This window comes from Clostridium sp. (genome assembly GCF_036642255.1).
In the GTDB taxonomy this organism is placed as follows: domain Bacteria; phylum Bacillota; class Clostridia; order Clostridiales; family Clostridiaceae; genus Clostridium_J.
Map to the genome: position 1 here is coordinate 43,931 of NZ_JAVWDJ010000023.1, position 20,057 is coordinate 63,987.

The 20,057-nt window shown below is 31.0% G+C and carries 18 protein-coding genes; 4 read left to right on the top strand and 14 right to left on the bottom strand.

Annotated elements, in window-relative coordinates:
- Nucleotides 1-11: 11 nt before the first annotated feature.
- On the top strand, nucleotides 12-1,853 hold the full coding sequence (locus RR409_RS13110; RefSeq protein WP_332558215.1) for a S8 family peptidase: 1,842 nt from the start codon (nucleotides 12-14) through the stop codon (nucleotides 1,851-1,853).
- Between the two features lie 190 nt (nucleotides 1,854-2,043).
- On the opposite strand, the gene RR409_RS13115 is transcribed toward RR409_RS13110, so the two are convergent.
- Nucleotides 2,044-2,181, bottom strand: coding sequence for a hypothetical protein (locus RR409_RS13115; protein ID WP_332558216.1), 138 nt, complete (start codon nucleotides 2,179-2,181; stop codon nucleotides 2,044-2,046).
- Between the two features lie 498 nt (nucleotides 2,182-2,679).
- On the opposite strand from RR409_RS13115, the gene spoVB reads away from it, so the two are divergent.
- Nucleotides 2,680-4,173 carry a stage V sporulation protein B gene (gene spoVB, locus RR409_RS13120; RefSeq protein WP_332558217.1) on the top strand — a complete coding sequence of 498 codons (1,494 nt, stop codon included), beginning with the start codon at nucleotides 2,680-2,682 and terminating at the stop codon, nucleotides 4,171-4,173.
- A gap of 106 nt (nucleotides 4,174-4,279) precedes the next feature.
- Here the strand turns inward: spoVB and RR409_RS13125 are convergent, their stop codons facing one another.
- From RR409_RS13125 to RR409_RS13155, 7 genes are all read right to left on the bottom strand, one after another.
- Nucleotides 4,280-6,055, bottom strand: a complete 1,776-nt coding sequence (locus RR409_RS13125; protein ID WP_332558218.1) for an aminopeptidase P family protein — start codon at nucleotides 6,053-6,055, stop codon at nucleotides 4,280-4,282.
- Nucleotides 6,045-7,157: an ethanolamine utilization protein EutH gene (gene eutH, locus RR409_RS13130; RefSeq protein ID WP_332558219.1), complete on the bottom strand. Its 1,113-nt coding sequence runs from the start codon at nucleotides 7,155-7,157 to the stop codon at nucleotides 6,045-6,047. Before eutH ends, RR409_RS13125 begins: the two co-directional genes overlap by 11 nt.
- Entirely contained in the window at nucleotides 7,147-7,716 is a 570-nt protein-coding gene (locus RR409_RS13135; RefSeq protein WP_332558220.1) for an XRE family transcriptional regulator, read from the bottom strand. Before RR409_RS13135 ends, eutH begins: the two co-directional genes overlap by 11 nt.
- Before the next feature lie 213 nt (nucleotides 7,717-7,929).
- Nucleotides 7,930-8,067 (bottom strand): Spo0E family sporulation regulatory protein-aspartic acid phosphatase, encoded by a 138-nt coding sequence (locus RR409_RS13140; RefSeq protein ID WP_332558221.1) that lies wholly within the window; start codon nucleotides 8,065-8,067, stop codon nucleotides 7,930-7,932.
- 237 nt (nucleotides 8,068-8,304) lie between these two features.
- A complete protein-coding gene (locus RR409_RS13145; protein WP_332558222.1) occupies nucleotides 8,305-9,273 on the bottom strand; it encodes an FMN-binding protein in 969 nt (322 codons plus the stop codon).
- Nucleotides 9,274-9,423: 150 nt separating this feature from the next.
- Entirely contained in the window at nucleotides 9,424-10,527 is a 1,104-nt protein-coding gene (locus RR409_RS13150) for a response regulator (protein WP_332558223.1), read from the bottom strand.
- 1 nt (nucleotide 10,528) lies between these two features.
- A complete protein-coding gene (locus tag RR409_RS13155; RefSeq protein WP_332558224.1) occupies nucleotides 10,529-12,166 on the bottom strand; it encodes an ATP-binding protein in 1,638 nt (545 codons plus the stop codon).
- A 267-nt stretch (nucleotides 12,167-12,433) separates the two neighbouring features.
- Here RR409_RS13155 and RR409_RS13160 point away from each other — a divergent pair, with 267 nt between their 5' ends.
- The gene (locus tag RR409_RS13160; RefSeq protein WP_332558225.1) at nucleotides 12,434-12,997 is read left to right on the top strand and encodes a DUF2202 domain-containing protein; all 564 of its coding nucleotides are present in this window, start codon (nucleotides 12,434-12,436) and stop codon (nucleotides 12,995-12,997) included.
- Nucleotides 12,998-13,403: 406 nt separating this feature from the next.
- Here RR409_RS13160 and RR409_RS13165 read toward each other — a convergent pair whose 3' ends face one another.
- The 3 genes from RR409_RS13165 to RR409_RS13175 form a co-directional block, all read right to left on the bottom strand.
- Nucleotides 13,404-13,988, bottom strand: a complete 585-nt coding sequence (locus RR409_RS13165; RefSeq protein WP_332558226.1) for a GNAT family N-acetyltransferase — start codon at nucleotides 13,986-13,988, stop codon at nucleotides 13,404-13,406.
- A gap of 238 nt (nucleotides 13,989-14,226) precedes the next feature.
- The gene (locus RR409_RS13170; RefSeq protein ID WP_332558227.1) at nucleotides 14,227-14,418 is read right to left on the bottom strand and encodes a hypothetical protein; all 192 of its coding nucleotides are present in this window, start codon (nucleotides 14,416-14,418) and stop codon (nucleotides 14,227-14,229) included.
- Nucleotides 14,419-14,518: 100 nt separating this feature from the next.
- Nucleotides 14,519-14,857 (bottom strand): arsenate reductase family protein, encoded by a 339-nt coding sequence (locus RR409_RS13175; protein ID WP_332558228.1) that lies wholly within the window; start codon nucleotides 14,855-14,857, stop codon nucleotides 14,519-14,521.
- A gap of 475 nt (nucleotides 14,858-15,332) precedes the next feature.
- Between RR409_RS13175 and RR409_RS13180 the strand changes: the two genes are divergently transcribed.
- Entirely contained in the window at nucleotides 15,333-16,397 is a 1,065-nt protein-coding gene (locus RR409_RS13180; RefSeq protein ID WP_332558229.1) for a methyltransferase domain-containing protein, read from the top strand.
- Between the two features lie 544 nt (nucleotides 16,398-16,941).
- Here the strand turns inward: RR409_RS13180 and RR409_RS13185 are convergent.
- The 3 genes from RR409_RS13185 to RR409_RS13195 all read right to left on the bottom strand — a co-directional run bounded on the left by RR409_RS13185 (nucleotide 16,942) and on the right by RR409_RS13195 (nucleotide 19,543).
- Nucleotides 16,942-17,412 carry a DUF2691 family protein gene (locus RR409_RS13185; protein ID WP_332558230.1) on the bottom strand — a complete coding sequence of 157 codons (471 nt, stop codon included), beginning with the start codon at nucleotides 17,410-17,412 and terminating at the stop codon, nucleotides 16,942-16,944.
- Between the two features lie 640 nt (nucleotides 17,413-18,052).
- Nucleotides 18,053-18,796 (bottom strand): class I SAM-dependent methyltransferase, encoded by a 744-nt coding sequence (locus RR409_RS13190; protein ID WP_332558231.1) that lies wholly within the window; start codon nucleotides 18,794-18,796, stop codon nucleotides 18,053-18,055.
- Between the two features lie 99 nt (nucleotides 18,797-18,895).
- Complete coding sequence (locus RR409_RS13195) at nucleotides 18,896-19,543, bottom strand: hypothetical protein (RefSeq protein ID WP_332558232.1); 648 nt, start codon at nucleotides 19,541-19,543, stop codon at nucleotides 18,896-18,898.
- Nucleotides 19,544-20,057 lie beyond the last annotated feature (514 nt).

Consider the following 20,057-nt stretch of genomic DNA (forward strand, 5'->3'; position numbering starts at 1 on the left):
AGGAGAGTTATATGATTAATTTTGAATCTGATTTACTAAGAGAAAAAATAGTGTCAGAATTAGCAAAATTAGAAATTGGCAATTATGTATCATTCATAGTTGAATATTCTGGGGACATTAAAACCTTACTTGAACCGGCTGATTTTGCCTACGGCATACCTGTTACTCCTATTTATGCTGTGATTTTTTTAGAGGCTACTAAACTACCTCTGCTAAAACAAGTAGCCCCTCAGTTAATATTGATTGAACCACCAACGGTGTATATATTATCAGAACTCTCTCCATTAACAACTTCTAATATAGTACCATTTTCTGAAGGTGAGCCCTTTTATTTAACAGGAAATGGTGTGTTAGTTGGAATTATTGATAGTGGAATAGACTATCTTAATAAGGAATTTACTAGAGAAGATGGAAAAACAAGAATCACTCGAATATGGGATCAAACTGATTCAACTGGAACTCCACCCCTTGATTTAGTTATGGGAAGTGAATATAATAGCGAGGATATTAATAAAGCCCTAGAAGCCTTTAATGGAGGTGGGGATCCATACACAATAGTCCCCGAAAAGGACGTAGTTGGACACGGAACTGAAATTGCTGGAATAATTGGTGCAAGGGGATTTGGTGAGGTAAAAGGTGCTGCCCCAGACTGTGAATTCCTAATCGTAAAAGTTAATCCATTTATTGGTCAATTAACTGATGAACTTGGAGATTTACCAGATATTCCTGTTTATCAAGATACTTATATATCATTAGGGATAAAGTACTTAATTGATACACAAGCTAAAATAAAAAAACCCTTAGTGATAATTTTGCCTTTTAGTAGTAACTATGGAGGACACGATGGGAGTTCAGCTATCGAAAGAATTGTTGATTATTTTAGTTCCACTTACAAAGTAACCTTTGTAACTGGTAATGGAAATGAAGGTCAAGCTGGCACACATACAAGTGGAATAATTAATACAACTGGCTCTATACAAACTGTAGAATTTCAAATAGGTACAAATCAACGATCTATTACGTTAACATTTTGGTGTAGTTACCCTGATAAAGTCTCTGTAGGTTTAGTTTCCCCTAGTGGCCAAATTATACCTCGGATAGCCATTAAACCAAATGAAAAACGGGAAGTAGAGTTTATTTTCGAGAAATCAATGGCAACTATTAGTTATTTCTACCCAGAAAATAGAACTGGTGATGAAAATGTGCTTATTAATATAAGAAATGTTGCTCCAGGCATTTGGAAGCTTAATTTATATGGAGATTATATTGTAAGTGGTATTTACAATATTTGGATGAATCAAAGAGCATTTTTAAGTCCTGAAACAAGATTCCTTGAACCCACAAACAATACTACACTTACTATTCCATCAACTTCTAAAAGAATTATTTCTACTGCTTATTATAATCAAACCACTGGTGGTATAGGTGAATTTTCTGGATTTGGGTATACGAGAGATGGTAGAATTAAACCTGATATAACTAGTGGTGGTGTAAATGTATTAACAACAACTGTAGGTGGGGGAACTACTACTGTTACAGGCTCCAGTGCTGCAACAGCTGTATTAACTGGAGCAGTAGCCTTACTTCTTCAATGGGGTATAGTAGAAGGTAATGATATAGATATGCATGGAGTTACAATAAAATCTTATCTTATTAGAGGCGCAAGAGAAAGACCTGATGAAGAATATCCAAATCCTGTCTGGGGTTATGGTACCTTAGATCTATTAGGAGTTTTTGAGGCTTTGAGATCTTTAAAGGAAAATAGATATGCTTTAAACTCTTCAAATTTTTCTCTGATGAGAAATGTTGATGTAGTTATACCAGAAGATATTAATAAAAGATTAAAATATTAGTACTTTGATTTATAACCATAAGAAATTATGATATTTGTTCCGATAGATTATTTAAGGCTTCAAAGATTTTTAGCTATCCCTATTTATTTGAAACAATTGATCAAAAAATAACGCAATAGATTTTATTGTATAATCTATTGCGTTATTTTTACTTCTTATATTTTTATTGTTTATTCTTCTATGGTTTCTATCAATTTTTCACTGCCTTTACTGCTGCTACTACATCTTCTCCATATAGCCTTTGTCTAAAAACTTCATAAAATCCAAGCTGTCTAATATCGTTTTTTATAAACCGTTTCGCGAATTTATCTAGGAAGTTCTGAGTCATTTATTTTAGCAGGTTTTTACAAGTTGAGGATTGTTAGCATTGTTTGCATAGTCATAGGTTATAAAATGAGCATTATGCTAAAGATTGTTTATTACTATGGAATATTTATGTGAAAACATGAAAACATAGACTTCCCAATATCTGTTACAACCTAGTTGCCCCGTATTAACCAACCATCAGTCCTAGCTTTACCCAATATTTAAATAACACTTCTATAGAATCAATATTCGGCATATAAAATAATAGACAACCTTCTGGGAGTACCTTAATTAATACTCAGAAATTTTATTTCTAGAAAATGAGAGAAACCAAATTTTTATTTATTAAATTCGTAGTAATCTGCTTAAGTCTAAAAACTTTGAAAGCAGATTTAAACTTAACAAAGTAGCCTTCCTAAGCTCAGGAGCTACAACTTATAGAAGTTTACACACTTGAAGCTTCCAAAATGTTGTTGAATATTATTGAATTGTCTTAATTTAAGATTCTAAAGGAGCCACTATGATTAAAAGTACTTTTGCTAAAAAATCCTTAATCATGATTTTATCGAATATAGCTACAAGCATACTAGGTTTTATGTTTTCAATTGCACTATCAAAACAATTAGGGCCTGAAGGTATGGGGCTTTATGGACTTATTAAACCAATTAATAGAATTTTTTTATGTATTGTTTGCGGTGGGCTCTTTACAGCAGTTTCAAAGGTTTCAGCACAATATTATGGCATTGGTGACTACAAAAATTTCAAAAGAACTATACAAACTTCCTTTACTTTTACTCTTATTTGGTCCGTATTTATATCAGCAATTTTATTCTTCCTTGCCCCAGCTATAAGTACTTATATTATTAAGGACGTAAGGACTATTAATGCCATAAGATTACTCTGTCCAGCGGTGGTTTTTATAGCTCTTTCTAGCTGCATAGAAGGATATTTTATCAGTACGTTTCAAATAGTTGTTCCTATGTTTATAGATATTTTTGAAAAAGCAATAAGAATATGCATCTTAGTATTTGTGATCAGTGCCCTTCAAACTGCTGATATAACTTCAACTGTTACTGGAGCTTATTTTGCTCTATGTATTGGAGAGTTCATGTCTTTTATGCTTCTTTATGGCTATTATAAATTAAATATTAAAAAGGTACCTACTTCAACTCATAGAAGTGAAAGTAGAGCTCAACTCCTGTTTGATACTTTATCCACGTCGTTTCCCCTTTTGACTACAAACTTAATATCCTCTATACTTTCCACATTTTCCACCTTGATTGTTCCAAGGCGATTGGTAGAAGCTGGTCTAGATTACAAAGTTGCCTTAGGACTCATTGGAAAATATAATGGAATGGCGAAAAATATTCCCTTTTTCCCAATGGTTATTGTGGAGTCCATCTCAATTTTGTTGGTTCCTGATTTATCTAGAAGCTTAGGGAATAAAGATCATAATGCTATAAATCGCCGTATTTCTAAGGTGTTAGAACTTTCTTTTCTCTTAGGAGCTACATCTTTAGCTATAACCCTTTGCATAGGGGATAGTTTAGGTATTTTACTATATAAACGTATGGATTTAGGAAACTATATTAAATTCGCGGCTTTAGCTGCCCCAATTCTTTATGTTTCTTCTTCTACCTTTGCAATTTTAAATGGGCTTGGAAAGCAAAAAACAATCCTGAGGACTTCTATAATTATATCCGTGCTAAGAATAATTTTTTTATATGTTTTCACAGGAATTCCATCAATAAATGTTTATGGATATGGATTAACAATAATTATTACCTCCATTGTGTCCTTAGTGCTTAATTTGTGGGAAATTAATAAGGTTTCACCCTTAGACTTCAGTTTCTTTCATTCTATACTTCAGGTTTTAATAGTTGTGTTAACATATTTTCTGCTACTTATGATTAAAAGCTTACTACTGGTAGCACCATTAATAATTAGTAGTGTAATTATAATTCTTTCTGGATTTTCAATGGTATTCTTTCTTAGCAAGATAATCAAAGTCTAATATTACACTTTACAATGAAATGTGGATAATGAAAAAAGCTATATAAGTATTTTCTACTTATATAGCTTTTTATTTTATTATATAGATAAACTGTGTAATTTCTAAACTATATTTTTCTTGTTTCTTCTAAAAGCCACTTTAAACAAGGTTCATCTAAATATGGTGATAACACCTCGAATACCTTTGTATGGTAGTTATTTAGCCATTGTCTTTCAAAATCTGTGAGCATTTCAGGAACTATTGCCCTTAAGTCAATTGGAACATAGCATATTTCTTCAAAACACATAAATTGCCCAAATTCATTTTTTTCAAATTCCAGCACAATTACTGTATTTTCTGTTCTAATACCATGACGTCCTTCCTTATAAACTCCTGGTTCTATAGTAAGCATCATTCCTTTTTCCAACTTAATATTATTTAGAACTTGACTAAAGCGTTGAGGTTGCTCATGTACATTTGAGAAGAAACCTATTCCATGTCCAGTACCACACTTATAATCAAGGCCTTGATCCCACAGAGGCTTTCTTGCTAGAATATCTAAATTTGAGCCTGTAGCTCCATATAGAAATTTAGCAGTAGATAGTGCGATTACGGATTGGAGCACTAAGGTAAAGTCCCTTTTTTCTTCCTGTGTTATATGCCCCAATGCTATTGTCCTTGTAATATCAGTGGTGCCATTAAGATACTGACCACCAGAATCTAAAAGGAAGAATCCTTCTTCTTTTAAAACTCTTGGGTTTTCCTCATTGTAAGGATTATAATGCATCATTGCTGCATTTTCCTTATAACCTGCTATACTATCAAAACTAGGTCCTACACATAGTGGTTGATTCTTTCTTAGCTCTTCAGCTTTTTTTACCACATCTATTTCTGTAATCTTTCCTACATTTTCTTTAATCCACTTAAAAAGTTGCACTAAAGCTACTCCATCTTTTATATATGCATCTTTAATGTTTTCAATCTCCACTACATTTTTTATTGCTTTCATCATAGTAGTTAAATTTGTTGCGTTAATCTTTTTCATATTTTTATTTATGCTTTTAGCTAAACTAAAGTTAGTAATACTAAAATCTAGTATAATTGATGCAGAATCCTCAAGATTACTTACATTGTTGTAAACTTCGGTATACTCTTTTATAAGTATACCATCTCTCATCAGTTCCTTTTCTACAAGAGAATTTACTTTCTTTTTGCTTATATATAAAAAGGTTTCATTTTCTCCAACCAGGGCGTAAGCAGTTACAAAAGGATTGTTTGGTACATCATTACCCCTAATATTAAGGAGCCAGCATATATCATCTAAAGAAGAGAGTAAATAATAGTTTGCTCCATTTTCTTTCATAACATTTCTAACTTCACAGAGTTTTTCTACTCTACTTTTACCACAATATTTTGTGTCATGAATAAATATTTCATCGGAAGGTATTCCAGGCCTATCTATCCAAATTGGATTTATCAAATCTAAATCACTGTTTATTTTTATGCTTTTATCCATAAGCTCCTTTTCCATTTTTTCAACTGCTGCCTCAGAAAATAATCTGCCATCAAAGCCTATGGTGTCATTTTCTTTTAATTCCGTCTTTAACCACTGTGTATATGTTGGAACTCCAATATCCGCGGCTCTAAATAGTTCTATCCCCGTGCCTTGAAGTTGCTTTTCTGCTTGAATGTAGTACCTTCCATCGGTCCAAAGTCCTGCCTTTTCTGATGTGAATACCACCGTTCCTGCTGAGCCAGTAAACCCACTAATCCATTGTCTGGACTTAAAATGTTCCCCAACATATTCACCTAAGTGCGGATCTTGACTTGGCACTATATAAGCAGCCACCCCATTTTGATCCATTGATTCCCTAAGTCTCAATATTCTTTCCTTAATCTCCATATCCCATGACCTCCCTAATAATAATTTGTTGATTTTGTTTTTCCATTATATAATTTGATAATATTAAACTTACAATGCCAGAAACTATTTTAGTGATAAAAAAGGCAACCATAAGCTTTGGTTCCACACTGGCAACGAAGGCAAGTTGTCCACCAAATATAAAAGCTCCGCTTACACCAAAAGCAATGCACATAACCTTCCCTTTTTCATTCATATCCTTTACATTTCCAAAAACCAATAAATTGCTGGCTAAATTTCCAATCATAGATGTAATTGCAGTTGAGTCTAATTTTACTTTCTTTCCTAGTTTATTCAAAGGTACTTTTAATCCTCTATTTATTACTTCTAGCATAGGGTAAGCTCCTCCAAGGATGATTGAGACTCTACCAACTAATGTCATATTATCTTCAAAGGGAACAAGAAGTCCAAAAAATTCAAAACCATAAATTAAATGAATACCTTGAAACAAAAGTCCTAAACCACTTAATCCAATTACTAATTTTCCTAAACCCTTAAATATCTTAATAGCCAAATCAGGAGCCTTAGCAAGTCCAACCCCGAGGATAATGGAAAAAACTATAATTGGTGTCATATTCCATAAAAGAGCTATTATGTTGATTCTTTGCCATAGGCCTGCTGCTACAATTCCCACTGGTATTGACATAATTCCAATCATTATACCCTTAGAAAGATAATTTTTGTCCTGTTCCTGTGTCATACTGAAAGCTACAGGCAAAGTAAAACTCACTGTAGCACCTAAACTTGATCCTATTACTATGCCAAAAAATGATCCAAGCTCACTGTCCATTGCAATATTTTTACATAGCTCATATCCTCCCATATCCATAGCCAAAAGGGTACTTGGGATAATTGAAGGATCTATTCTAAGATATGTCCATACTAAGTTTGAAACTGGAGTAAGTAATAATAAAAGCATAGGGGTTAAAGAATATATTCCAATAATACCTAAAGCTAAAGGCCCCATAGTTTTTATACCTTCCTCGAACTTGTTGCCGAGGTTAAAATAATTTCCCAATATATAATCAACTGCTCCTAGTACAAAAAAACTACCAATAACATACATTACTAAGTTACTTATCATTTTTTTCACCCCTAAAATAATTTGGAGAGTTCACTGTAAGTATCTTCACTAACTTATTGGTATTATTTGCCCAATTATGAACTTCACTAGAGTCCAAATAAATACTATCTCCAGGATAAAGGTCGTACATGTTATTATCTATGTATAAAGTAAGTATGCCTTCTAGAACATATATAAACTCTTCCCCAGAATGTTTATATAAGGCAACCTGCTCGTCTGTTTTATGAGGAAAAACATTTACAAGTTTTGGCACAAAGGCTTTATCTTCAAGGTTTTGGCATAAACTATAAGATATGAATCCCCCCTCTTGCATATTAAGCACTGGCCTTTCATAGCTTTTTAACACTTTTCTATCTTGCCTATTTTCCACATTAAAAAAGAATGAAAGATTAACTCCTAGTATTTTAGCCAGGTTTTCTAAGGAATCAACAGCAATGGAGGTTAATCCTCTTTCTAACTGAGATAAAAAACCAACAGATAAACCACTATCTTCACTGAGCTGTTTTAGGGTGATATTTTTACTATTCCGAAGTTCTTTAATTTTCCATCCAATATTCATGATATTCCTCCTGTTTTTTCTTACATGAATATCTTATCACAATTAACAGTTAAATATCACCATAAAATAAAATATTTCATCGACATGAGATTTGATATAAATAATTTTATTTTTATAGTTATATTTTATCTTTGATTTTTATAGTTACTAACAGAATATAATTTTAAAAAAAGATAGCCTGCTGGCTACCCTATAATTACTTATAATAAATTTCTATTTAATGTAGAACTGTACAATATAAATATCTAACTTCTGGCTTAGATTTAATACCTCACTATCTTCTATGCCTTTGATTTTAATCAATTCTTCTAATTCTTCTCTTAGTTTTTCTAACTCCCTTAAACTATTCAATATCTTTTCCCCACAAACAAGTTTTTTGCTTTCCTTACACCTATATATATTATTGTTATTTAAGCCAATAGAATAAAACTACCCATTCTTACTATGATTTCACTTATCAGCTTTTAGAAAGAAGATTTTTTACTTCTCTTGTAAATAATAATTTATTTATAAAAAAGTATTTAGCTTCATAAACTAAATACTTTTTTCTCTATCTAACTTCTCTATAACTAAATACATCTAAAGTGCTTATTTTAAATTTCCATCGTTTTTCATTTCTTGTAAAAGTTTCTCAGCAAGTCTAAGGTAATTATCCCATGCTGTATTTCTAGTTGTATAACCACTAGCAGCATAATTTCCTGTATCGCCTATGGCAGGCATCTCAGATAAATCCAACATATTTTGTGTCTCAACAACCTTCTTGTTTAATTCATCCATTTGAACATTGAATCCTAAACGTGAAGGCTCCTCATACTCAACACTTTCATATTTTGATTGTCTGTAATATTTCTTTAAGGCCGGATCTGTTATCTCATCAGGAGAGTCAGCAAATATTTCATCATACTTAACAGAAACTATCTTCTCATCACTTATTACTACTTTCAAAACACCAGTAAGTCCTCCATCAAGTTTTTCTGCAATACTGTAGTATTTTTCCTTAGATGGTTTTTCTAAGGAAGCTGCCAACTTCTCAGCTAGTGGGATCATTGATTGTTTGATACTATTTGAAGCTCCTGAAACCGAATCAAATTCACCTGTAATACTTTGTTTTTCAAGCATTTGCTTTTCTACACTAATAACACTCTGAATCCACGCAGCACCTTTTTTCTCTCCCATAGTGAAGTTATATTCTGACATACGCTTTGGAACATCCTGATAGTAACGGTGATAATAGTTAGGACGAGTTCTTTCATTAAACTCAACATGCATTATCTCATCTTTATTTTTAATAACTTCCAAAGTACCAAGGTGTCCTTGTCTAAAACGCTCTTCTATTTTATAATAATCACCTTTAATTATTCCAAGTTTTGGTTGAATGCTCCACTGAAGATTTGATAACTTAGCTGATGTTTCACTCTCCTTTGTTGCTTCTGTTGTGGCATCAGCCTTTTCTGGAGTAGCCGTTACAGGTTGTTTTTGAGCGCATCCTACCATAGTGGATGCTACTACAGCTGTTATAACTAGTGCACTTATTAATCTAGATTTTATTACTGCCATTTTACATTTCTCCTATCTAAAACTTATTTTTGGTGAAAAAAAAGACATATTTGTGATATATTTATCATACAAAAATGTCTTTACAAAATGAATGTAATAATTAAGGATTTTACCCATAAAAAATACGGATGGTAGTATAAGTTACTATACTTAAATTTGATTTTTGAATTCTATAGGAGAAAGACCTGTATATTTTTTAAATAGTTTTGCAAAATATTCAGCATTGTTATAACATAACCTGTTTGCAATCTCATAACTCCGTAAATTTCCTTGTGCTATTAGTGCCTTTGCTCTTTCCATTTTAACCATATTAATGTATTCTCCCAATGTTACTCCTGTTTCTTGCTTAAAAACCTCACCAATATAGTTTTTGGTAAGGAAAAAGGTGTCGGAAATTTTACTCATAGAAATTTCTGTTTCAATATTATTAATTATGTAGTTGCATAATTCTTTTATTAAAGGAAACTTTTTAGAAGTTAATATAAACTTTTTAATAGTTAAAACTAAAAATTCTATGTTTTGTAATATTATTTCACTGATTACGTCAATATCACTGTGTTGTGTTAAACTTATATCAGTTATGAAGTTTTCATCTACGAATTCCTCAATCCATTTATGTTGTGTTTTTACATTACATAGTATTTTATTGTAAACTCTTTCCAATATAAAAGTTACCTTTTTTATATTTTTGTCTAGATCAACATAGGTGTCCTCAATTATAGTTCTAATATAATCCACCAAGTTCTGGTCCCCTTTACAAACACCTTCAACAATTAGCCTAAGTTGATTTTCAGGACAATAAAGTTCTATTGAGCTCATAAGTTTATCATCTAAAGTTGCCAGGGTTTTCTGAGTTTTTATTTTTTCTTCAATATACTTTTTCACTCTTATTAACAATTGTTCTAGTTCTTCTTTATTAACTGGCTTAAGTAGATAATCAAAGATTCCATTTTGAATAGCTTGTTTTGCAAGATTGAACTCACTGTGTTCACTTAAGAATACAACACAGGAAGATAAACCTCTTTCTTGTATTTCCTTTAAAAGTTCAATACCATTTATCCTTGGCATACTAATATCTGTTATGATTAAATCCACAGGCTCCTTTAAGAGTTTCTCCAGGGCTTCCTGACCATCTTCTGCTTCCTCCACAATGTGAAAACCGGATGTTTCTCCCCAAAGACCTATCTTTTTAATTTGAGTTCTAAATACTTTCATATCATCAACTATCATTACCCTAAGCATTTCACCCTCCATTTTATCCCTCTTTTTTTAAAGGTATTGTAAAGTATATTTCAGTGCCTTTATCTATTTTGCTCTCTATCCACACAGTTCCATGGTGCTTTTGTATAATTTTTTTCACTGTGGCAAGCCCCACCCCTGTACCTTCAAAATCTTGTTTTCTATGAAGTCTTTGAAATACATTAAAAAGCTTACTACTGTATTTCATATCAAAACCTACTCCATTATCTTTAATATAAAATACATACTCGTTGTGGTTTTGGACGCACCCTGCGACAATTTTAGCAACTTGTCTGTTTCTCGTAAACTTAATAGCATTAGAAATAATATTTGTAATAACTTGCTTAAATAGAACCTTATCTGCATTTATCTCTGGAAACTCTCCTTCAAAAGTTAATTCTATTTTCCTTTCAGAATTGACCATCTTAAATTGGCCAAATACTGATTCAATAATCTGCTTAGGTTTTATTATTTCCTTGAAAAGCTTAGCTTTTGAAGTAATTGAGTACTCTAACAATTTGTTGATTAATCCTATCATATCCTTACAAGTTTCTTCAATACTATTCATCATGTCACTGGCTTCACTATCGAGACATTGGCCATGATCTATCTTTATAAAGTTTGTATAAACTTCAATGGCTCTCAGTGGGGATTTTAGGTCATGGGAAATGGTATAAGCAAAGCCCTCTAATTCATTAACTGCAGTTTGAAGCTCTAGAGTTCTATCTATCACACGCCGCTCTAGGTCATTGTTTAAAGATTTAATTTCTTCCACAGCATTATCAAGTTCTCTTTCACGAAATTTTAATTCTTCCTGGGTCTCAAGAACTCTTTGCAGAAACCGAATAGTTATTCCTCCCATTATTGAAAATAAAATGGTAGCAAATAATAAAGTGATTCTAGTTTTCTCATTAGGGGTTATAAGCCAATTCAATGGGTGTATTCTATCAATTATATAATTTTGTATACCTAGAATAATAAGAGAAAAACTTAAACCAAAAGTTACCAGAGCCATCATAATTCTAGAATTATATTTTGCCCCATTGGAGCATCTTAATAAAAAGAGCTTTCTAACAAAGGGTAAAAGCATCAATGCATCACATAGAGCTAAAAGTACTGATTCTACAATAATACCCTTTATTGCAAACAGTGCCACAATTCCCTTTTCAATTTCTATATAGGCCTCAGGACTCCAAGAAGGTGGCACCACCTGATTTAAGTTGATTAAAACAGGAAAAAGTGCAACGTATATAGCCATTCTAATAAGAATATGAATAAACTGTAGAAAATAGATATTATAATAAAACCTTGTATTATAGTTCCTTTTTTCACTACCATAGCCGTGAATTATTATCCATAAAAATAGTGAAACCACCGGAACTAAGGATGCCCATCCGTTATGTTTACCTAAAATAAATGGATATAGTGTAACTAAACCAAAAGTAATACTAATAATTCCATATTTCCTTCCCCAACCAAGGGTAACCAGTAGCGGGAGCATTATACTCCAAGTAAAATTTATATAAAATCCATTAAAATTAAATCTGCTAGAATAGAATATCCCTACAAAACCAATAAGGCCCAAAATTATAGAAATAGCAGTTTTATATAATTTTGTCCTTGGTGAAATAACATAACTATATTCCTCACCCATATTTTACTCTCCTAATTTATCTAATCTATTATTTATCTAAGATAATATAAACCTACTGAAATTTTCACTATCATTTTATCACCTTACATTTTAGTATTCAACTTACTAGCACATTATAAAATAATGTTTTAACAGTTTTGTGTTATGTATATATGGATTAAGGTATATTCAAACTTTTCATCTAATCTGATATATTTCATGCATTCAAATTAGAAAGTTCAGCATACTAAAATTATTATGAAATTTAAATAAAGGAGGCTAACTGCTATGAGAAATAGAGTATTTGTATACTTAGCAGTATTTGTGATGATGTTATTTGTGGGTGGAACCAATAGTTTTGCTGCAGATATGAAAAGTAAAAACGAAATAATTTATACCGAATTATCACCCCAAGGAAATAATGGTGTTTATGGTTCAGCTGCTGCAAAAGTGGATACTGATTTAACCTTACAAGAAATATTAACTTATGCAATAGAAGATGAATATATTGCTAGGGCAAGTTATGCACTTGTAATTGAAAAGTTTGGTGAACAGACTCCATTTATCGATATTGTTAAGGCTGAGGGAATTCACATTAATGCTGTAAAGCTTTTATTTCCTAAATACGATTTCCCTGTGCCAGCAGATAATTCAAAGAATTATATTAAGGCACCAGCAAGTATAAAAGAGAGCCTTGAAATGGCAAAACAAATAGAAATTGACAATGTGGCTATGTATGAAAAGTTTCTTAAACAAGATATTCCAAATGATGTAAGAGAAATTTTCCTTGGCTTAAAAAGTGCATCACAAGAACATCTCAAAGCTTTTCAAAATGCATTAAAATTGCAGTAAGTTACTTAAGTCTAACAACACAGGACCCAGATTTACACTGCCATCAAAGCCAACTTTAATAGTCTGAGGAACTGCACTTACAGAAGTTGACATACTTGAAGCTTCCAAGACGTATTAAAGGTTATTAAAACAGCTTATATATCCTAACTAACCCTTCAACCTAAGGGCTGGATTAATAGGATACATAAGCTATTTTACGGTTACTTTATAATTACTTTTCACAACACCATCACCAAACAATGCAAATTCAATGGATATACCAACCAAATACTTAAATTACAATGAAAATAGTTGTGGTGAAAACTTATTCTTCAGCCAAGGCTATGTAAAAGGAACTACTACAGCTAAATATACATTTTACATCAATTGATAATTACTATTTTAGAATACACTTATCTTTATATATTTATATGTAATATCTCATCATTAATTTCCATCTTGATCTCTGCTCCACCACAAAGAATCCTGCATCCTGAAAAGCAACTGGAGTACCAGTCCAAAGAAATGGATCAGGAACTTTCTCATCATAAGGCACCAATGGATAAGCTTCCACAATTTCTGCATGGTTTAACTTGCAATAGCTAACAGCAGCTCTTATTAATTCACTTGAAATTCCTTGTCTTCTATATGACTTTAATATATAAAAACAAGTAATTGACCACACCGGCTCATCATCAATTCTTTTAAAAACCTTAGAATTTTCTAATCTAATATAATTTTCTCTTGGTGCAACTGCACACCATCCAATTGGTTTTCCATCTATATACACCAGTACACCTATTGTTTCATTTTGCTCCACTAAGGTTTTCATAGCCAACTTATTTTCAATGCCCTTTTGGCTCTCGAACACAGATTTTTTCAATCTCCAAGACATACACCAACAGCCCCCACAAGCTCCTCGGTCCCCAAATAGATCTTGGAAATCTTCCCACCTGGTGGTATCTAATGAATATGCCTGTAGGTTCAAATCTATATTTTCATATACTTTCATTGCAAATCTCCTAAAAAATATTAATTGCAATAATATTATAATTCATCTGAACTAACAAATATTGCCTTACTATCTTCAAAATAAACACATTAAATTTCTATATAATGACTTAAAATCGTTCCACATTATTTCACCATATTTTGGAAAAACAAGTATCCCATTCTCTTTGGTTTGCAGTGAAGTTTCCTTCCAAAGCCGCTTACCAAAATGAACTTGTTCATTATTTAATTGAGGACTTTTATTTAAATTCCCTTGACAGTTTTTCTTCTGCTTCCAGCTTAGCTTCTTTAGTAAGACCCTTTACATCATTAAGTGATTTATTTACTTTCTCATTTTTTAAATCACTACTTAAAAGTGGTATTCCATTAGCGACTGCATAGTCAGTATTAATTATATCTTTATCACTATACTTATTTATAACATCACTCACCTTATAATAAATTTAATTTTTAGTTAGTATGTTACATTGCAGTGAATTTTATCATTTTGAAAACTAAAATATACTATTCTTTATCAATACTTAAAATTACTTATTCCCAAGTTTCCCACACTTCAGGCTCATAGCCAACAGTAGCTTGTTTTCCATTACGTACTATTGGTGTATTGCAAAGTGTTGGATTGTTAAGTAATATTTCTGACTTAATATCTGAACTTCTAATATGATTAAGATTTAGCTTTTCATATAGCTTTGATTTATCATTAATTAAATTTCCAAGTCCCACTGAAGTTATTACACTTTGAAGTTCTCCTTTACTTAATCCTTTTATATTTAAATCAATTAATTGATATTTTATTTTTCTTTCCTTAAAATAACGCTCAGCTTTTTTTGTGTCGAAGCACTTTTTCATTCCAAAAATTTGAATGTTCATTTAATGTCACTCCTTAGTAATTTACTGCTCTTAATTCATTTATATTTCTATATTATACCTGAGATCATGTAATAAAAAAAGTAATGTGATTTTCTAAAATTTCCTTTTTCAGATTTGAAAGTATTTTTATTACTGACTGAAATGAAGTGATAACGTAGTGGAAGTCAGTAATATATATATTTTTTGATTTACATGAAATATTAATAAATAAAAATCCATTGTTAAATAAACTCAAAATAGTATTATGTATTAATTGCATTTAAGATTTGTTGCTAATTTGATACCTTGTAAATTAATTACAATTTATATGATATACTATGAACATGAATACAGTTGTAGATAGTCCATAGATGTAAAATAGCGAAAACTGTCAACTATTTATGTTTTGAGCAATAACCTTGCAGGAGTGAAACAAAAGGTGCAAGGAATTTTATTTATACATCTACTATACTGTTTTTAGAGGGGAGGGATACGTTTGAATTGGTATGAACGAATTAACGAAGCATTTGACTATATTGAAGATTACTTAGACAGTAACATTGATTTAGATAAAGTTGCAAATATAATGTGTCAATCTACAGTTAGTTTTCAGCGTACATTTTCTATATTTATGAATATATCAATATATGAATATATTCGCAGAAGACGTATGACGTTAGCTGCTATTGAACTGCAAGCAAGTTCTATAAAGGTCATCGATGTAGCGTTGAAATATGGTTATGAATCTCCAGAATCATTTACCCGGGCTTTCAAAGAGATTCACGGGATATCACCATCATCAGCACGTAAGAAAGGGGTTCAACTTAATCTATTTCCACGTATCACTTTTCTACTAACAGTAAAAGGAGATATTGAGATGGATAACAATAGTGATAAAATTGTCAACTTTAAAGGACATAATTGGGGGAATATTGACCCATCACCACATCTAAAGCCTTTTGACAATTGCATTTATTTAGCAAGTAAATGGAAGGAATTAGGTTATATTGATCTTTTAGATTTAGGAACAGGACTTGGCCGCCACGCCATTTATTTTTCAAAACAAGGTTTCAATGTAACAGCAACGGATATTTCTGATTATGCTATTCAGTACTTAAAAACTTGGGCTGCAAAAGAAAATCTGCCTATAAATTCAGAGGTTGGTGATATGCTATCTCTGAGCTACTCCAATGAATCTTTTGACTGCATCTTTGCTTACCATGTTATTTCTCATACAGATTCAATTGGCATAAAAAAAACAATTGCAGAAATTGAAAGGGTGCTGAAACCAAATGGTGAGGTATATTTGACATTCTGCTCAAAAGAAAGTACAGAGTTTATCGAAAATAAATCTAACAAATTAGACAAGAATACTATTATATGCGGAGATGGATTTGAAAAAGATATACCTCATTTCTATGCAGACTTAAATGATATCAAGGAACTTTTAGCAAATTTCAACATAGAACTTATAAAACATACAGAGTATTTCTACAGTGACTTCACCCCGGATAGCCATCGAAGGCAAAAATTTTATTATGTTAACGCCACCCTAAAGTAAAGAAAAAAAGCATAATCTACGGAAAGCCTAATACTCAATAATATAAATAGGTAACTTAGAGGGTGATAATAAATCACTCTCTTAATTTGCGTAAATTTTTAATATTGCATTTAAGCATACCACCATTAAAATCAATTCAATATTTTAAAACTTAAAGAACTGTATTTTACAAAGCTTGCTATGCTTCTCTCTTCCACCTTGTAGAATTAATTATTCTTATTTCAAATTAATTCTTCAATCACAGTTACATCTTTACAATAAAATCATAGTTAATAAGGGCTTTATAAAGCTTATATTTAATACTAATCTGCAAAATCATTATTTCAATACAAAAAGCAAGAAAGTATAAACATCCCCTCTTTCTTTTGTACAGTAGGCTGCCTACACTCTCTAGTTTCACTTCATAGAAACATTACATTTTTTACATCCATTTAAATTTACACTGCTTAAAAACTAGTCTATAATGAGCTAATGTATAAATTAAAAGGGTGAAGGAAAATTCAACCTTTAAATAGACTTTAATTACGATTGTTGATCAATATATTTATCCTATGTAATACTTGTGTTCAATTAAATCTTCCTCACTAATATACTTAACACATTCATAACCCTTTGATAGAGCATACTCATACATGTTAGATACTACTTGATTATCTTTACACCAAAACATAACGTAAGAACAATCATATATCCCAAGTATAATTTGGCAATCACTTTCCAAAAAATCCTTATACTCGCATACTACTTTAACAGTTCCTTCTTTAAGAAATGCCCTTAAAGTTGCAAATATCATATAATAAGTGTTATTTTTAGAAGTTTCATAAAGTTTTTCCCCAGATATAACTCCACGATCATTAAATAACATCTCATCTGTAAACTTATTATCTTTCAATAGATGTATCTCATCATCATTAATTAACCACTGGTAACATTGAACTGGTAGGGGTTCTAATATATCAGATAGATAATTTCCATATTCATTTGGAATTTCAAAGCTTACTCCCATATTTTTCATTTATCTAACCTCCAACCTTATTGATTAATTTTCATACTTTATAATATTCCATTATATAATAAATTTACTTTACCATATAATTACTGTAACAATATACTTGTAACTTCTGACTATTATTTCATAAAAAACTACACAAGTCTTCTAGTTGTGTAAGATTTACCCTTAAATCTGTGTGGCACCATGCAACTGGCTTACCTTCAGAATATACTAAAAATCCATACATCTTATCCAAAGCTATTAAACTTATAGTTGCTTTCCTGTTCTCTTGAGCTGTTCTTTTCTTCCATTCCTCTCCTGAACAGTTAGCATGATAAAAATAGCAATAGCATTAAGCCCAATGAGGATTATCAGCAAATGCTGTATTATCAAAAAAGTATAAAAAATCTTCTATTAAATCTGGTGTTAATTTTTCAATTTCTATATCCATATACCCCCTCCACTTAGTGTTCACAATGTTTTACAACTACACCCCTATAACTATATTCCATAATAGTTTCATAATTTCTTCAATGTTAAAACCTAACAAAAATTCTTTAGTAAGTTTAATTTACTATGTCCTTTTAATCAAAAGCAACGTAACTTTTTACGTTACGTCGCTCAATAAGAATGTTACGTACTAAATGATATACAAATTAATACACTATGCCTTTCTTACTTTAAACACAAAAGATAACGGAAGTTTTTGTGCTTTCTTTGATTTATCATCAATTTTTCCTGTCATTTGCAAGGTATCTTCATCGGTTTGTTCTATCATACTTTCAATAATAAATCCAGCGTCTGTCATAGCATTAATATATGTAGAAATTTTCCTGATAGGAAACATCATTTCCATACCATGAACTATTTGTGTATGACATTCTTCATCAAAATAACTTTTGTTAAAAATAAGTTGTCCATCATTTACCGTTACACAACCATTTAAGGGATGTTGCCAACTGAATATAAAAATACCATCCTTTTTTAGATACGAGGCAATGCGATGGAAAACATTTTTCAAGTCTGTAGCCCAACCTATTCCATATATTGAATAGACAATATCAAAATAGTTTTTAGGGATACCACATTCCTCTTCCATAGGAGAACATATTAACTTAGGATAATAATTGCTTTCAGCAAGAAACTTTTCAGCGTTCTCAAGTTGCCTTTGTGAAATGTCAAGCCCCCATAATTCTCCTGCGTTTCTATCTGCATGATATTTTAATGAATGTCCACTTCCACAACAAATTTCAAGCATTGTTTTTCCTGTTATATCACCAAATAAATGCAACTCATTTTCTGTAACAAATTGAACTCCATATTTAGGCATTGCAGTAGTACCAAACCATTTATCAGCATTTGCATTCCAATATGTTTTATTAATTTTAAGTATAGTTTTACTTTCCATATAACTGTCCTTTCACACATAAAATATAATTAATCTTTCTTCGCATAAAATTACTCTTATGACATAACTTAAGAAAAAAGTGTATAAATTAAATTTCTATTATGCTTGTACTCTAAATTGACTGCTACAAATTTTTGAAACCATTATATCTATGAAATCAAGCATATCAGTAATTCTTACTACTTTAAATTCATAATCTGGATTTGACTTACGATTATTGTATATATTATTTATCATATCATCTATTAATATTGATAAGTCCTTAGCATTAAATAAATCATGTAAACAATAATTCCCAGAATTACTTAATAATGACCATAATATTTCTTTATTCTCAAGACTTTCAAATAAGCGTGAATCAATTTCAGAAATATCTTTTAAGTAGTCATCTATATATTTTTTGTCTCCAGTAACTCTAATGGGAGTCCAGAACCTACTGGTATAAGCAATATCAGTAAGTATATGAACATAATATCCAAATAAAAAATCAGAATTTGCTGTATCAGCATAATTTCTAATATTTAAATTCAAATTATTTTCCCACTGATCATAATTAGTATAATATCCCCAGCCTTCATCTCCAACACAGAAATGAGTTGTTGATTTTTCAGAACGTAGACATCCTTCTCTAAACATAATTGCATCTGGGGCAAGAGACCCTTTATAAAACGCATTAATATCTTTTATGTTGACATTATTTTTAAATAAGTTTTCAGCAACTTTTAAATGTACCATAAAATATCCCATTTGTTTCTCTCCTTTGCTAAAGCATATAAAATATAAACAATTATTGCTTCACAATTTTTTTACTTGTCTGACTTAAATAACCCAATTATATAACTCTAATAAATTGATTTTACCATATTATTACTGTAATAATATACCTGAAACCTTTTATTCTTAGTATAAAAACAAAAGACAATTTGCAGCTAAGACTTGAACACAGTGAAAGGTTTAGCTGCAAATTGTCTACAGATTAGTTAGGTATAAGCTTTAAGACGAATGTAATAAAAGCCACTGAGAAAAGTGTTCCAGAACTTAACTCCTTGAGTACTTTTACTTAGTGGCTTTGTGATTTAGTCTATTTGCTTCGATTAAAATTTCTTCAACTATTATATTTATGAAATGTTATAGAGTTAGCTAATAATAAAATTACCAATCAATATTTTCTTATGACTGATTATATTTAGGATATAAATTCAAATGAATAGTCATCTTGCTTGACAAATCCCATGGACTCGTAAGCCTTTCTTGCAATAAG

What these genes read in the sequence shown, in the direction of transcription:
- RR409_RS13110 (WP_332558215.1), top strand. Translation starts at nt 12, where the DNA reads ATGATTAATTTTGAATCTGATTTACTAAGAGAAAAAATAGTGTCAGAA.
- RR409_RS13115 (WP_332558216.1), bottom strand. Translation starts at nt 2,181, where the DNA reads ATGACTCAGAACTTCCTAGATAAATTCGCGAAACGGTTTATAAAAAAC.
- spoVB (WP_332558217.1), top strand. Translation starts at nt 2,680, where the DNA reads ATGATTAAAAGTACTTTTGCTAAAAAATCCTTAATCATGATTTTATCG.
- RR409_RS13125 (WP_332558218.1), bottom strand. Translation starts at nt 6,055, where the DNA reads ATGGAGATTAAGGAAAGAATATTGAGACTTAGGGAATCAATGGATCAA.
- eutH (WP_332558219.1), bottom strand. Translation starts at nt 7,157, where the DNA reads ATGATAAGTAACTTAGTAATGTATGTTATTGGTAGTTTTTTTGTACTA.
- RR409_RS13135 (WP_332558220.1), bottom strand. Translation starts at nt 7,716, where the DNA reads ATGAATATTGGATGGAAAATTAAAGAACTTCGGAATAGTAAAAATATC.
- RR409_RS13145 (WP_332558222.1), bottom strand. Translation starts at nt 9,273, where the DNA reads ATGGCAGTAATAAAATCTAGATTAATAAGTGCACTAGTTATAACAGCT.
- RR409_RS13150 (WP_332558223.1), bottom strand. Translation starts at nt 10,527, where the DNA reads ATGGAGGGTGAAATGCTTAGGGTAATGATAGTTGATGATATGAAAGTA.
- RR409_RS13155 (WP_332558224.1), bottom strand. Translation starts at nt 12,166, where the DNA reads ATGGGTGAGGAATATAGTTATGTTATTTCACCAAGGACAAAATTATAT.
- RR409_RS13160 (WP_332558225.1), top strand. Translation starts at nt 12,434, where the DNA reads ATGAGAAATAGAGTATTTGTATACTTAGCAGTATTTGTGATGATGTTA.
- RR409_RS13165 (WP_332558226.1), bottom strand. Translation starts at nt 13,988, where the DNA reads ATGAAAGTATATGAAAATATAGATTTGAACCTACAGGCATATTCATTA.
- RR409_RS13175 (WP_332558228.1), bottom strand. Translation starts at nt 14,857, where the DNA reads ATGAACATTCAAATTTTTGGAATGAAAAAGTGCTTCGACACAAAAAAA.
- RR409_RS13185 (WP_332558230.1), bottom strand. Translation starts at nt 17,412, where the DNA reads ATGAAAAATATGGGAGTAAGCTTTGAAATTCCAAATGAATATGGAAAT.
- RR409_RS13190 (WP_332558231.1), bottom strand. Translation starts at nt 18,796, where the DNA reads ATGGAAAGTAAAACTATACTTAAAATTAATAAAACATATTGGAATGCA.
- RR409_RS13195 (WP_332558232.1), bottom strand. Translation starts at nt 19,543, where the DNA reads ATGGGATATTTTATGGTACATTTAAAAGTTGCTGAAAACTTATTTAAA.